Source organism: Bacillus cereus group sp. BceL062 (assembly GCF_051780025.1).
Lineage (GTDB): Bacteria > Bacillota > Bacilli > Bacillales > Bacillaceae_G > Bacillus_A > Bacillus_A toyonensis.
In genome coordinates this window covers 99,656-113,048 of record NZ_JBPWGY010000003.1, presented here as the reverse complement: position 1 = coordinate 113,048, position 13,393 = coordinate 99,656, and the positions used below count along the sequence as shown (strand labels likewise).

Genomic DNA, 13,393 nt, shown 5'->3' with positions numbered 1-13,393 from the left:
GGAGAAAGACATGTTACGATTTGATCATCTCGTTCACGCAGTGCCTTGTACACCGGAGGAAGCAGCAAAACAAATGCAAGAGCGTGGATTTCATACTGTATTAGGCGGAGAGCATACGAACTGGGGAACTTGGAATAGTTTATGTTATTTTGATTTATCATACATAGAATTTTTAGCTGTGCAGCATGAAGAAAAAGCGAAAGAAGCAGAAAATCCATTAGTACAAGAAACGGTGGTGAAATTACAAAATGGAGAAGGAATGCTACAAATTGCAATTCGAACAGATGCAATTGAAGAACTAGCAGTTAAGTTTAGTAAGCATGGCTTACATACGATAGGGCCATTTGAAGGGAAACGTATGAGAAAAGATGGCCGGCTTTTAGAATGGAAAATGTTATTTGTAAAGCAAGAAGAAAGCGGGCCGAGATTACCTTTCTTTATACAGTGGAATGAAACCGATGAAGAAAGAAGAAACGACTTACGCAACATAGGGACGATCACGGAACATAAAAACAAAGTGCAACACATTGAAGTGATCCATTATGCAGTGAAAAATGTTCGAGACACAGTGCGAAAGTGGAAAGAAGTAATGGGGCTAACTGCAAGTTCAGTCACAAAAAATGAAAAATGGAATGCTGAGTGCCAAAGTGTAGCGTTTGGTGACATTCATGTACAGTTTTGTGAACCGATTGGGGAAGGGCTAGTGAAAGAACACTTGATTAGGAATGGTGAATATCCTTTTGCAGTGGAGTTTAAAGGGGAGAATAAACGAGAGTATGAAGTGTTAGGTAGTTTGTACATATATGAATAGAGGGGATATTTTGGAAGAAATAGTAAGAGAGATAGAAAGAAAACTAGAGTGGCCCTGTATTGTAAAATGTATAGCCATTACAAAAGGTTTTTCGTATGAGGAGAAATATAAAATTGAACTAGAGAATCGTGAAACGTATTTTGTAAAAGTGTGTGATTCTGCTAATTATGAACGAAAACTAGAAGAATATACGTATATGAAACAAATAGAGTTATTACATATTCCAACGCCCAAGTTAATTCATTTTATAAAACTTGAAGAATTAAATAAATGTGTTCAAGTATTTGAATGGATTGACGGAGTAAATGGTGAAGAGAGCTTACGGAAGCTATCGGTGGAAGAACAGTATGATGTAGGAAGAAAAGCAGGAGAAGTATTAAGGAGAATTCACTCAATTGAAAGAGAAAGTGCAAGTAATAAATGGGAAACATTTAGATGGAATAAATACGAAAAATACATAGAGACACTAGCAGATTACGAGGTGAATTTTCTGGATTTGAAGCCAGTATTAACCTTTGTAGAAAACCATAAAGACTTATTAAAAAATCGTCCAGTTACACTTTTACATGATGACTTCCATCCAGCAAATAGTATGATTCATAACAAGGAGTTTATCGTTATCGATTTTGGAGGATATGATTTTGGTGATCCAATACACGATTTTTATAATGTAGCGATTTTTACTACAAGAATAAGTAAACCATTTGCGGTTGGACAAGTTCACGGTTATTGCGGAGGTAATCCGTCGCTTCATTTTTGGCAACTGTATTCCTTATATGCAGCAATGACATTCCCAGCGGACATCGTTTGGACAAACCGAAGTACACCGCACCTAGTAATTGATATGAAGGAAAGACTAAATGGAATTTTAGAAGAACATAATCATTTTTCGTCCTATGTTCCAAGATGGTATCAATCCTATCATATGGATATAATGAAAAATAAATAACGGAGGGATTCATTTGGATAAAATAGCGGTAATTTCAGATATTCATGGTAATATTCCGGCATTAGAATCTGTGCTGAAAGATATTAAATTAAGAGGAATCGAGCGCATTATTTGTCTTGGAGATTTAGTAGGAAAAGGCCCTCATTCAAGCGAAGTAATTGAAATCATTCGTAAAGAATGCGAAGGCGTTGTAATGGGGAATTGGGATGATTTCATTACAAAACCGACTGAATTTGAAGCGTTAAAATGGCATCAAAAACAATTATCGGAAGAACAAAATGAATATTTAAGAAGCTTACCATTTTCGATCGAATTTTTTATGAGCGGAAAACTCATTCGTATGTTCCACGCCTCACCAAGAAGTTTATATGAAAGAATTCAACCACACGCTTCAAGAGAAGAACGTATTAGTATGTTCGAAAATAGTGATCTCACAGAGAATATAGAAGGGGAAAGAACACCAGATGTCGTTTGCTACGGTGACGTTCACCAAGCGTTCGTTCAAAATTTCAGAGGGAAAACGCTATGTAATGCTGGTAGCGTAGGAAATCCGCTTGAAATTACACAAGCTTCTTATTTAATATTCGAAGGAACTTACAATGACAAAGAAGCAGCGAGCTTTTCCATCCAATTCGTACGAGTACCGTATGATATTGAATTAGCTATCAGGCTAGCAGAAGAACTCGATATGCCAGAAATTGAAGAATACAAACAAGAATTACGGACTGCTTTATATCGAGGGTTTAAGGGGAAGTAAGCTAATAATATATCAACGATTTTTCAAATATATCTATCATAACTTAAAATATATCAACGATTCGACAAAAGATATCGATTTACCGACAAATAATGACACGAATTATTACTTATAATTATATTATGTAAACTAATTATAAAGGGAGATATCATGAACCGAAAACAACGAATCAAAGAAATTGCAGATCATATTGTAAAGCTAAACTTAACCTATCCAACAAGAGTTGGAGTAAGTGGTATTACAGCATCAGGAAAAACAACATTTGCAAACGAACTAGCGGAAGAAATAAAAAAACGAGGATTACCAGTAACACGCGCCAGCATTGATGATTTTCATAATCCAAGAGTGATTCGCTATGCAAAAGGAAAAGAATCTGCAAGAGGGTATTATGAAGATGCACACGATTATACAGCTTTCAAAGAAAGATTATTAATGCCTTTAGGACCTAACGGGAATTTACAGTATGAAACGATTTCTCATAACTTAATAACGGATATGCCTGTACATAATGAGCCGCTATTGGCCACACAAAATATGATATTAATAGTAGATGGAACGTTTCTATTGAAAAAAGACGTTGCACATTTATTTGATTACAAAATCTTTGTAGATACAGATTTTGAGATTGCGAGAAAACGTGGTGCTAAGCGGGAAACTGAAGCTTTTGGAGGTTATGAAGAAGCAGAGAAGATGTTTTTAAACAGATATCATGCGGCCTGTAAGATGTATATAGATGAGCATAATCCGAAAGAGTGTACGGATGTTATATTTCAGAATAGTGATTTAGGAAATCCAGAAGTTATATTTCATGAAAGAGCGTAATACATAATCAGAAATATATGTATAGCCTTTTGTTTATTGTTATAATTAAATTAATTTTATGAAGCAAATAAAAGGGGATAAGACAATAAAAAACGCAAAAAGGGGACAAGAAATATAATGAATGAAGTACTAGAACTAAAAGAAGAACTACTACAAATTAAAAATAATAATTATGCTGTACCAGAAGACGTAGATGCATATCCATATGCACAGTGGATGTTAGATTATATCGGATCACCTGATGCTGAACTGCGTGATGATTTGATATATAGTACGCTTCACAAATGGATTACAAATGATGTGTTTAGACAAAAAGAATTACGAGGGTTAATGCTACAAGCAATTAGCCCTGATTATTTATTTTATAAAATTGGTGAAAAGGGAACAGACTCTGTTTTTAAACGTGCATTCTCTGTATTAATTCCACCACTTATTTTATCTGTTCATGAAAGAGAACCGTTGTTATCGGAAGAACAATTGTACAGTGTGGCAGAACAAGTGTTGGAATATGTATATTTAGAAGAAGATGTAAGAGGCTACGTAGAAGGAAAAGGCTGGGCACACTCTATTGCACATGCAGCAGATGCACTCGATGCTTTAGCACGTACAATCCAAAATCGTGAGTTCTCATATGCAATACTAGCTGCTGTTCGTCAGAAGGTTCGATTAAGTGATTACGTATATGTCCACTTTGAAGATGAGAGATTAGTAGCGCCAATTATGTCGTTACGTAACCAAAATCTTTTAACTGAAGAAGAGTGGAGCAATTGGCTACATAGCATAGCAACTGTTGAAGACATCCGACATCCGCAGCATGCTATTTTAGTACAAAACATTAGAACTTTCCTAAGAAGTTTTTATTTCAGAGTTTTAGAGACAGAAGGTAGTACAGCCTTTACAGATGATATATTGGAGACTTTGAAGGGGTTGCGTAGGTATTAAAAATACGTTTTTCTAAGAGAAAAGTACATAAAACCACTACATCCCAACCATACTAATAAAATGTGTTGGAGGTGAGTTTTATGGACAAAAAAGACTTTGAAAAAGTGTATAATGATTATTTACATCAAGGAGAAGAGCAAGCTCAATTTGAAATAGCTCAGGAAGTTACTTCAGGAGCAGAACAAATTGTTGCTGTTCGTAAAAATGATGATGGTGATTTAATAGCGTTTAAAACAAGTAGCGGGAGAGAGTTAGATTATATGACTGCTCTTAGTGAAGCAAAATCAGGGAAGTTAGCTCATGTGGATGTATTTCATAAGTATGGCAGAGATATTATACGTAGTGAACCTGATGGAATAAAAGAAAATAATTTAGATAATTTACCTTCATTTTAAACGGGTAAACCTCAAGAAGAGAATGTTCATTTGGAGATTCTCTTCTTTGTTTTGCGAAGTTTTCCTTGCAAATAGACGATTCATTTTTAAAGTGCGATCATACTTTTAAAGAGTGCTCTAAATTTCTCTTTATCTTCTGCTGTAAATGGTTTCGGTCCCTTTGTACGTTTACCACTTTTTCGAACCATTGCACTTAAATATCGTGTTTGTAACAATTGTTCAATGTTATCATTCGTATACTTATAGCCTTTATGGTGTAGTACGATACAGCCTTTTGCTAAAGCGAGTGAAGCAAGACCATAATCTTGTGTTACGATTAAATCTTCTTTTTTTGCTAATTGCATAATTCGGTAATCTGCAGCATCTGCTCCGGAATCAACATATATTGTTTCCACACCTTTTGGTTGTTCCGCATTAGAATAATGAGAAAAGCTAGTAACGAGGGTTACAGGGATTTCTGCATTCGTAGCTTCAAAAATAATTACATCTTTTACAGGACAAGCATCTGCATCAACGTAAATTTTCATTATTATCACTCCTATAACTAGGTTCGTGTTGATAATAATGGTAGATTTAGGTTTTGTCAAACGAGTAATATCTTCCGCAATTTAATACGTATGTATTTTTATAAGATAAACGAATATTTCGAACTAAATAACGAATGTACTATAGATTTTAATAAGTGGTTATATGTAGTGATGTGAAAATTTCTTAATACGAAAGTATTAGGAAGTTTTAATTGAATTTCATTCTGCGGATTGATTTTTAATAGCGTTTATTTGGATAAAATGGCGATTGAATATATATAAATAAAATGTATTTTAAATTAGAGGATCATTTCATGTTACTGCTCTATGCAATGGTTTCAAAAGATAAGTAAGTCTGAAATTAATCAGGAGGGCCGAATGAGGAGTTTAGATTTATCACAAACAACTATTAATATATCAAAAAATGATCTTATTTATAAAACGAATGATGATAAGTATTGGGTGTATGAAGTGATTTTTCAATTGCAAGAAGGAATACCACCTCATAGCCATCCGTTTGGAGAAGATTGTGCCGTTGTGTTGTCAGGTCATTTGGATTATTATATTTCAAATAAAAAAATAATTCGTGCATCAAAAGGAGAGGTAGTGTTTGGATGGAAGAACCATATACATGGCTATAAAAATAATGAAATGGAACCATTGCATCTATTAATTTTCGTTGCGCCGAATAAAATCGGACTAGAATATTTACCCGATGATGATCCGAAAATTGTACACGTACCGGAAGGAAAGCGAATGATGAAGCTTTCCGAATATCAAGTAGTACATTCTCCTTTTTCTTCTTTTGAAAGAATAAAAATAGATGGTGAATATTCAGAAGCATATAATGAGAATGGACTTATGGCATTTATTGATATTGAAAATAAACAAATATATATATTTGAGGGTGAGAATGCGGAGATAAAAACTTCAAATCCCATAGTATTTATTAAGTATACAGCTAGATTGTGAGAATGGAGAGTTGATTTTCTCTATTTATAATAAATGTGTAGTTAGGAATATGAAAGAGGACTATTAAGGATGGGCGGAAAGGTGAATTAATCATAATGAGTTACAATTTATAAGAATCATTCTTAGAAGTAGGGAAGAAATATAGAGAAAAACGAAAAATTTGGAAAAGAAAGCCCCCTGTATCAATCATCAGGAGCTTTCTTATAATTTAATTTTGGAATGAAGCTTCTTTTCATTATTTTTTGCTAACTTATTATCTGGAGTTAATGAATAAAGAAGTTTTAAATGTATTAAAAAGTTATTTTATTTCCCGCAAACCAAAATAGCCTCACGTAAACGAGAAATCCCTTCCTCAATTTGATTAATATTCACTTTTCCATAAGATAAACGAATATAACCATCTTTCGCGCCGAAAATACTGCCTGGCATAAAGGCGATTTCTTGTTTTAAACTTTGCATAATGAGTTGTTTTTCGTTTATCGGTTCGTTTAATTTTCCCCATATGTATATACCGCCGGTCGGGTTTGAAAAAGAGATTTTGTCGTGAAGTTGCTCATTTAAGGCGCGAACGATAACGTCTCTTTTTTCCGCTAATTGTTTTCGTAACGGTACGATATGAGACTGAAATGGTACAGTTTCGAAAAATTGTTGCATAAGCCACTGCGGGAAAATGCTCATACCTAATTCCATTTGATGCCTTGCGTCGGATAACCTTTCTACTACAGACTGCGGGGCGACGAGCCAGCCGACTCGTAATCCTGGTGCAATCATCTTTGATAAGGAATGTACATAAATGACTGTTCCATTTTCATCAATCGATTTCAAACTAGGGCAAGGTTGTTTCTTTTCTAACGTAAGCAAGCTGGATGGATCATCTTCAACGATTGCAATTCGTAAATCTGCGCAAAGTGATAATAGTTTTTTTCTACGGTTTGGATGAAGCATCGTTCCCGTAGGGTTTTGGAAATTTGGATTTAAAAAGATCATTTTAATACGGTGTTTTCTATATAACTCCTGTACATCATCTGGGTTAATCCCATGTTCATCGACAGGTAATGGGAAAATACGAATACCTGCTGATTGGAATAGAGGCAGGGAATAACAGTGTGAAGGACTTTCGAAAGCAACAGCATCACCTGGATTTAATAAACATTGTACGATAAGATGAAGTGCTTGTTGAGCGCCGGATGTAATCATAATGGATTGTTCAGTCGCTTCCACTTTTAAATATTCCTTCATATATTTTACTACCGCTTGTCTTAATGGGAGATAACCTTGCGGGTGATCATAACTTAATGAATGCGTTAACGGTTGTTCTCGCAAAATCGCTTGTAGTTGATCATGAGGATAGAGATTACAACCGAGTTCTCCGTTTGCAAAATCTATAATATTTTCATTTTGTTGTACTTCTGCCCGAATATGGCGAAGTAACGGTAAGTTTGGTAAAAACGTACCACCTTCTACGAAGTTTCTCCAGTTTGGTGTTAATGTTGGAGAAACACCCCACATATGTGTACTTACACGTGTACCTTTACCAGTTGTACTTTCTACAATTCCCATAGCACGTAGTTCATTATAAGCAGTCGTTACTGTACTTCGGTTTACATTTAACTGTGTAGCTAATTTCCGTTCGGAAGGGAGGAAGCTACCTGGAGGAAGTTCTCCATATGTAATACGTTTTTCAATAAAGTCAACAACTTGCTGATAAATAGGGATTTTACTGTCACTATCTAGCTTCCATTCCATAAAAATGCCTCCGTATCTTTTATATAAATCCAGTATAGCAAATTGGCTGGGTAAAAAAACAGCCAATTGGACGGTGTTATATCCAGCCAATTTTACTATGCTAAATATGGAAGGGGAGATTCGGATGAAAAGATGGCAAATGGAATGGCTCCTAGTATCAGTAGCATTAGTATGGGGAGCAAATTATACAATTGGAAAGTATGGCGTGGCATTTATGTCATCCATTCAATTTAATAGTTTACGATTTTTAGTAGCATCACCGGTATTATTACTTATTACATTTTTAATGGAACGCTCATTACGTATTGAAAGAAATGATTGGTTACGATTAGTAGCAGTCGGCATCGTTGGAACGACAATGTATCAAACGATGTTTATGTTATCTGTGAAATATACTTCAGCAACGAACGCCTCATTATTAATTGCGATGTCACCTATTTTTACAGGGATATTAGCGGTATTACACAAACAAGAACGTTTTTCGATGAAAGTACAAATTGGTTCAATAGTAGCGTTTATTGGTGCAGCATTCGTTTTATTAACAGGGCATACAGGAGGAGCTACTTACGAGTATGCGTGGCTTGGAAATATAATTGGATTAGTCGCAGCAATTGCGTGGGGATGGTATCCAATTTTAGCACAACCTCTTATTACAAAATACTCTGCAATGAGAGTTACATCATGGTCTACATTAATTGGAATTGTACCTCTTGTTATATATTGTTTATTCAACGTAAACACATTAACGTGGCCAGTAGACATGCCAAGCTGGGGTTCACTAGCATATTCAATCATCTTTGCGACAATCTTCGGACTTGCGATGTGGTATGTCGGCATTAGTAAAATAGGCTCAACAAAAGTAATGGTTTATATGTATCTCGTACCATTATTCGCAGTGATCTTTGCAGCTGTAACAATTGGAGAGCAAATCAATATGATGCAACTTGTTGGCGGACTTATAATATTTGTGGGTTTATATGTTGTAAAAAAAGGCGGAATCAAAAAGCCAGCTCTCAATTTGAAAAAAGTAAGTTAACAGTAAAAATGATCTCTTTCATATAGAAGGAGATCATTTTTGTTTTCGTAATAAAAGAGCTTGTTCAATGGCCCATTTTTGATGATCATGAAGTAGAAATTCTACAGCATGCAATGGAGATATCCACCTTAGAACATGATCCTCCTCACAGTTTTCAGTTTGTTTCTGCACCATGTTTGTAATATAAAAGAACCCATCATTCAAATAATATGTATCTTCCTTTTCTGCATAAAAATATCGAGCTGCATTACCAATATATTGATTAATTTCAATTGTCCATCCTAATTCCTCTAGTAGTTCGCGGTGCAAACATTCTTCTTTTGTTTCATTACCTTCCATACCGCCACCAGGTAAAAAGTAACGGTCTCCTTTTTGGATAACAGCAATCATTAAAGAAGATGAATGGAAAATAACCGCATAGCAACTAGGCTGTAATACATAATGAACAGTGGGATTTTTAGAACCAAATGTAAGCTTTGAAATCATAAAACACGACCTTTCTCTATAAAATACATAAAAGGGATAATAAGGTAAATGACGAATTGTATTAAGGTAATCCTTGTTGATTGGAGTGATATCAAAATGATAAATCGAAAATGTTCAAGGTGTAAAGAAATAACGGGTACAATACATGGGGCTAAAAAAATTAAGGAAGAATTTTTGTGTGAAGATTGTCTTCAAAAAGGAATTGCGAGCGGGGAAATCGAATTATCACAAGTGGAGAAAGGACAAAATTCTTATCTTTCTATAAAAATATTAAAAATAATGAGTGTTATTTATTTAATCATATCTATTATAACAGCTTTTTCTGCCGGAGCACTTATACAGGATCCAGGACTTGGCGGAATAACATTTTCAATAACAGGTGCAGTTGGTGTTATGATAATTGGATCGATATTCCAGTCTGTTCTTGTATTTTGCGGGATATGGGTATTCATCCTATTAGTAGAAACAGTCATTAAAATTTATGAAAAAATGAAGTGAGTGAGAGGGAGAAACATATGCGAGTAAGAAACATCCAAGGGGAAGATTATGTAAAGATTCATTCTGTTTTAAATGAATGGTGGGGCGGGAGAGACATGGCTGCTATGTTGCCAAAATTATTTTTCGTTCATTTTCAAGAAACGAGTTTTATCATTGAAGAAGATGGCGAAACGTTAGGTTTCTTATGCGGATTCTTTTCACAAACACATAAAGAGGAAGCGTACGCTCATTTTATCGGTGTCAATCCGAAATATAGAAGAAAAGGAATTGCATCGACATTGTATTCTTATTTCTTTGATGTCACTCGTGCAAGCAACCGTAAAGTTGTAAAAGCAATCACGTCACCAGTAAATAAAAAATCGATACTATTTCATCAAGAAATCGGCTTTCGAATTGAGGCTGGGGATGATGAAATAGAAGGTGTATCCGTACATACAAATTATGATGGGAATGGCGGGAGTAGAGTTTTATTTTTAAAACATGTGTAAAGTAGGCTAGCGCGAAGTTAGCCTTTTTGTTGTGAGGAGGAAAGTATATGGAGAGTGTTCAAAGTAAAGATGAGTACTTACGTCGCATCTATAAAGTGCAAGATTATATAGAATTACATATAAATGATGCACTTTCAATTGAAGCGTTAGCCGATGTAGCAGGATTTTCAAAGTTTCATTTTCATAGAATTTTTAAAGGGATAGTAGATGAGCCGTTATCTCGGTATGTAAATCGCTTGAAACTAGAAAGGGCAACTCACCTTATTACATATCGTCCGGATATGACGATCACAGACATTGCGTATCACTTCGGTTTCACAGATTCAGCAGTTTTCTCCCGTACATTTAAAAATTATTACGGAGTAAGTCCATCTCAATATCGAAACTACAATAGCAAGAATTGCAAAGACGTAAGTGAACCTTCTCAATACAATGAATGTAAGAAGGTTCGAGGAAATGTTGAAATTGTAACAGCGGACGATAGAAACGTCGCATACATAAGACATATCGGTACATATGAAGAGTTAACTATAGTTTTTCCAAAAATGATAGAGAAATTATTTCGTTATGCAGCGGAGCAAAACTATCATATATTTGGGGATACGAAAGTATTAACAATTTACCATGACCATCATGAGTTTACTGAGGACTATCATTTAAGAACAAGTTTATGTATAACAATTCCAGATGAATCCGCAGTAGGAACGAGTGATATTGGAATAATGGTAATACCTTCAGGGAAATATGCGGTAGGCCATTTTGAAATACGTCAAGATGAATATAAAGGTGCATGGGACTTTTTATACGGCGAATGGCTCCCAAATAGCGGATATAAACCGAGAGATGCGTATCCTTTTGAAGTATATAGAAATGATCCAAGAAAGCATCCAGAACATAAACATATAGTGGATATATATGTACCGATCGAACCTTTTTAATCATAGATTAAGGGGGAAGAATGATGAAAACTTTTGAAGAGTTGGATTACAAGATAAAAGAAGACTATAAAAATATAAACGGTATGTTAGTAGTGCATAAAGGTAATGTTGTTTTTGAAAACTATTATAATGGTTACGGTCCAGATGATGCATACCATGTAGCGTCTGTCACAAAAACGGTAATCTCTGCGCTCATTGGGATATGTATAGATAAAGGCTATATAAAAAGTGTTGATCAAAAAGTAATAGAGTTTTTTCCTGAATATAACGTTAAGTCATCAGAAGTAACAGTGCGACACCTACTTACAATGACAGCTCCATATCCTTTTGTAGACTGGCAAGAACCGTTAGAAGAACTATGTACACAACAGAATTGGGTACAGTATACACTTAATAGAATGGGGAACGGCGGAGAAATTGGATCTTTTAAATATTCTTCTGCAGGAGCACATGTACTATCAGCAATTATTTCGAGTGCAACAGGAAAAAGTGCGCGTGAATTTGCGAATGAACAGCTATTTCAGCCACTCGGTATGAGAGAAATTCCAAACTACAATATGAAAGCATTTGGATTTGATGACTTATTCGGAAAAGATGTAAAAGGATGGGTTCACGATCCAAATGATATTACAACTGGCGGATGGGGACTGACGTTAACGGTTAGGGATATGGCTAAGTTTGGACGTTTGTATTTGAATGAAGGTACTTATAATAGAAAGCAAATTCTTTCAAAGTCGTGGATACAAGAATCAACGGCGATGAATCCAAATCGATATGGTTACTTATGGTGGTTACGAGAAGAGGGTGGTATCTTTTCATACTGTGCCATGGGCGATGGTGGAAATGTGATTTGTTGTGTACCGGAGAAGGAATTGGTTGTGGTGATTGCTTCTGAAGTCATACCGAATGCAGAGGATAGATGGAAGTTAATTAAAGAGTCCATATTTCCTTATTTAAAAGATTAATATGGTTATTTTTATAAAAATAAGAATAAAAGGTTAAGTTATACTTGTTATATTCTCCATGATTGAAATAAGTGTTGTGAGAACAAAGTTGTTCAACTATAGTTAGAAAACTTCAACACCTATACGATTATTGAATAATTGCAAGGTGTTGAAGTGCTTTATAATTTGTTTAGGCACTTTTAACTATTTTTTAACTTTTCGATGTATTAGATAAATCATGCAAAACACAATTGCCAGCAAGCTAAATTTAACTAATTCCATTAGGCTAATATCGCATTTTGTTTCTACTCCATCTGTTAAATAAAATACATTGAACATGCCATGTAAAATTGCAGGTGTTATCACAGAATGGCTATACTCTCTCGTATACGTCAAAATTATAGATAAAATAAATAATAACGAGAGATAGCTTAATATTCCTACAAACCATAATTCATAGTTTTTATAAAAGATTGATACTGGTAAATGCCATAAAGACCAAAGCGATGCAGTAATGATTGCTGTTTGTTTTAATGAATATTTTTTTCGTAAATGGTAATGAAAATTTCCGCGCCATATGATTTCTTCTAAAAATGCAGACAAAGCAGCAATTGTAAGACCAATGAGTAGGAGAAATCCCAATTCATTACAATGATTAAATAAGAATTTTATATTATAAATATAAAAATAGAAATGTAGACATAGCCCTAGAAGTAGTGGCAATAATATGGAGAAAATTAATGGTTTTATTTTTGGACGTGAAATTCCAAATGTATGAACCATTTTTTGTTTCTTATATAATTTCTGATATAAAATAGCAGCTAAAAGCGGAATAACCATCGTAAACCCTAAATAATTACGACCATTTTCTATGTTCAGTAAGATGATATATACAAACGATGTAAGAAAATAAATACATAGAGTTGAATGATAAACTATATTTCTATTTATATTTTTCACCTACTTACTTGTATAAGTGATTAATCAAATATCCGATATTTTAATTATATATGAAATGGAAATTACATATGTTGAACTTGTGAAAAAAGTTAGACCAACCCCGTAACTTTTCACAACAAAAA

16 protein-coding genes are annotated in these 13,393 nt (G+C 34.5%); 12 read left to right on the top strand and 4 right to left on the bottom strand.

What is annotated here, in order from left to right; all coding sequences use genetic code 11:
* Positions 1 to 10 precede the first annotated feature (10 nt).
* The 6 genes from ACS2MN_RS08890 to ACS2MN_RS08865 all read left to right on the top strand — a co-directional run bounded on the left by ACS2MN_RS08890 (position 11) and on the right by ACS2MN_RS08865 (position 4,676).
* On the top strand, positions 11 to 811 hold the full coding sequence (locus ACS2MN_RS08890; RefSeq protein WP_088054837.1) for a VOC family protein: 801 nt from the start codon (positions 11 to 13) through the stop codon (positions 809 to 811).
* A 10-nt stretch (positions 812 to 821) separates the two neighbouring features.
* Positions 822 to 1,760: an aminoglycoside phosphotransferase family protein gene (locus tag ACS2MN_RS08885; RefSeq protein ID WP_346994516.1), complete on the top strand. Its 939-nt coding sequence runs from the start codon at positions 822 to 824 to the stop codon at positions 1,758 to 1,760.
* 13 nt (positions 1,761 to 1,773) lie between these two features.
* On the top strand, positions 1,774 to 2,517 hold the full coding sequence (locus ACS2MN_RS08880) for a metallophosphoesterase family protein (RefSeq protein WP_000357626.1): 744 nt from the start codon (positions 1,774 to 1,776) through the stop codon (positions 2,515 to 2,517).
* A gap of 150 nt (positions 2,518 to 2,667) precedes the next feature.
* Positions 2,668 to 3,339, top strand: coding sequence for a uridine kinase (locus tag ACS2MN_RS08875; RefSeq protein WP_001080559.1), 672 nt, complete (start codon positions 2,668 to 2,670; stop codon positions 3,337 to 3,339).
* Between the two features lie 117 nt (positions 3,340 to 3,456).
* A complete protein-coding gene (locus tag ACS2MN_RS08870) occupies positions 3,457 to 4,281 on the top strand; it encodes a DUF2785 domain-containing protein (RefSeq protein ID WP_088054836.1) in 825 nt (274 codons plus the stop codon).
* 80 nt (positions 4,282 to 4,361) lie between these two features.
* Positions 4,362 to 4,676 (top strand): DUF3892 domain-containing protein, encoded by a 315-nt coding sequence (locus ACS2MN_RS08865; protein ID WP_087949609.1) that lies wholly within the window; start codon positions 4,362 to 4,364, stop codon positions 4,674 to 4,676.
* An 86-nt stretch (positions 4,677 to 4,762) separates the two neighbouring features.
* Here the strand turns inward: ACS2MN_RS08865 and ACS2MN_RS08860 are convergent, their stop codons facing one another.
* Positions 4,763 to 5,203: a YaiI/YqxD family protein gene (locus ACS2MN_RS08860; protein ID WP_000708761.1), complete on the bottom strand. Its 441-nt coding sequence runs from the start codon at positions 5,201 to 5,203 to the stop codon at positions 4,763 to 4,765.
* A 378-nt stretch (positions 5,204 to 5,581) separates the two neighbouring features.
* Between ACS2MN_RS08860 and ACS2MN_RS08855 the strand changes: the two genes are divergently transcribed.
* Entirely contained in the window at positions 5,582 to 6,175 is a 594-nt protein-coding gene (locus ACS2MN_RS08855) for a cupin domain-containing protein (RefSeq protein ID WP_001257076.1), read from the top strand.
* 303 nt (positions 6,176 to 6,478) lie between these two features.
* Here ACS2MN_RS08855 and ACS2MN_RS08850 read toward each other — a convergent pair whose 3' ends face one another.
* Positions 6,479 to 7,921, bottom strand: a complete 1,443-nt coding sequence (locus tag ACS2MN_RS08850; protein WP_438894685.1) for a PLP-dependent aminotransferase family protein — start codon at positions 7,919 to 7,921, stop codon at positions 6,479 to 6,481.
* A 124-nt stretch (positions 7,922 to 8,045) separates the two neighbouring features.
* Here ACS2MN_RS08850 and ACS2MN_RS08845 point away from each other — a divergent pair, with 124 nt between their 5' ends.
* Positions 8,046 to 8,957, top strand: a complete 912-nt coding sequence (locus tag ACS2MN_RS08845; RefSeq protein WP_000832950.1) for a DMT family transporter — start codon at positions 8,046 to 8,048, stop codon at positions 8,955 to 8,957.
* Positions 8,958 to 8,990: 33 nt separating this feature from the next.
* On the opposite strand, the gene ACS2MN_RS08840 is transcribed toward ACS2MN_RS08845, so the two are convergent.
* Positions 8,991 to 9,443, bottom strand: coding sequence for an NUDIX hydrolase (locus tag ACS2MN_RS08840; protein ID WP_000624014.1), 453 nt, complete (start codon positions 9,441 to 9,443; stop codon positions 8,991 to 8,993).
* 96 nt (positions 9,444 to 9,539) lie between these two features.
* Between ACS2MN_RS08840 and ACS2MN_RS08835 the strand changes: the two genes are divergently transcribed.
* The 4 genes from ACS2MN_RS08835 to ACS2MN_RS08820 are packed head-to-tail and all read left to right on the top strand — an operon-like array spanning position 9,540 to position 12,332.
* Positions 9,540 to 9,941 carry a DUF3980 domain-containing protein gene (locus tag ACS2MN_RS08835; RefSeq protein ID WP_088054859.1) on the top strand — a complete coding sequence of 134 codons (402 nt, stop codon included), beginning with the start codon at positions 9,540 to 9,542 and terminating at the stop codon, positions 9,939 to 9,941.
* Between the two features lie 17 nt (positions 9,942 to 9,958).
* On the top strand, positions 9,959 to 10,429 hold the full coding sequence (locus ACS2MN_RS08830) for a GNAT family N-acetyltransferase (RefSeq protein ID WP_088054835.1): 471 nt from the start codon (positions 9,959 to 9,961) through the stop codon (positions 10,427 to 10,429).
* 47 nt (positions 10,430 to 10,476) lie between these two features.
* Positions 10,477 to 11,367 (top strand): AraC family transcriptional regulator, encoded by an 891-nt coding sequence (locus ACS2MN_RS08825; RefSeq protein ID WP_000446743.1) that lies wholly within the window; start codon positions 10,477 to 10,479, stop codon positions 11,365 to 11,367.
* A gap of 23 nt (positions 11,368 to 11,390) precedes the next feature.
* Positions 11,391 to 12,332 carry a serine hydrolase domain-containing protein gene (locus ACS2MN_RS08820; protein WP_000846445.1) on the top strand — a complete coding sequence of 314 codons (942 nt, stop codon included), beginning with the start codon at positions 11,391 to 11,393 and terminating at the stop codon, positions 12,330 to 12,332.
* A 183-nt stretch (positions 12,333 to 12,515) separates the two neighbouring features.
* Here ACS2MN_RS08820 and ACS2MN_RS08815 read toward each other — a convergent pair whose 3' ends face one another.
* Positions 12,516 to 13,271: a CPBP family intramembrane glutamic endopeptidase gene (locus ACS2MN_RS08815; protein WP_015000654.1), complete on the bottom strand. Its 756-nt coding sequence runs from the start codon at positions 13,269 to 13,271 to the stop codon at positions 12,516 to 12,518.
* Positions 13,272 to 13,393 lie beyond the last annotated feature (122 nt).

Coding starts and splice junctions, on each gene's coding strand:
- ACS2MN_RS08890 (WP_088054837.1), top strand. CDS start 11: ATGTTACGATTTGATCATCTCGTTCACGCAGTGCCTTGTACACCGGAG.
- ACS2MN_RS08875 (WP_001080559.1), top strand. CDS start 2,668: ATGAACCGAAAACAACGAATCAAAGAAATTGCAGATCATATTGTAAAG.
- ACS2MN_RS08870 (WP_088054836.1), top strand. CDS start 3,457: ATGAATGAAGTACTAGAACTAAAAGAAGAACTACTACAAATTAAAAAT.
- ACS2MN_RS08865 (WP_087949609.1), top strand. CDS start 4,362: ATGGACAAAAAAGACTTTGAAAAAGTGTATAATGATTATTTACATCAA.
- ACS2MN_RS08860 (WP_000708761.1), bottom strand. CDS start 5,203: ATGAAAATTTACGTTGATGCAGATGCTTGTCCTGTAAAAGATGTAATT.
- ACS2MN_RS08855 (WP_001257076.1), top strand. CDS start 5,582: ATGAGGAGTTTAGATTTATCACAAACAACTATTAATATATCAAAAAAT.
- ACS2MN_RS08850 (WP_438894685.1), bottom strand. CDS start 7,921: ATGGAATGGAAGCTAGATAGTGACAGTAAAATCCCTATTTATCAGCAA.
- ACS2MN_RS08845 (WP_000832950.1), top strand. CDS start 8,046: ATGAAAAGATGGCAAATGGAATGGCTCCTAGTATCAGTAGCATTAGTA.
- ACS2MN_RS08840 (WP_000624014.1), bottom strand. CDS start 9,443: ATGATTTCAAAGCTTACATTTGGTTCTAAAAATCCCACTGTTCATTAT.
- ACS2MN_RS08835 (WP_088054859.1), top strand. CDS start 9,540: ATGATAAATCGAAAATGTTCAAGGTGTAAAGAAATAACGGGTACAATA.
- ACS2MN_RS08830 (WP_088054835.1), top strand. CDS start 9,959: ATGCGAGTAAGAAACATCCAAGGGGAAGATTATGTAAAGATTCATTCT.
- ACS2MN_RS08825 (WP_000446743.1), top strand. CDS start 10,477: ATGGAGAGTGTTCAAAGTAAAGATGAGTACTTACGTCGCATCTATAAA.
- ACS2MN_RS08820 (WP_000846445.1), top strand. CDS start 11,391: ATGAAAACTTTTGAAGAGTTGGATTACAAGATAAAAGAAGACTATAAA.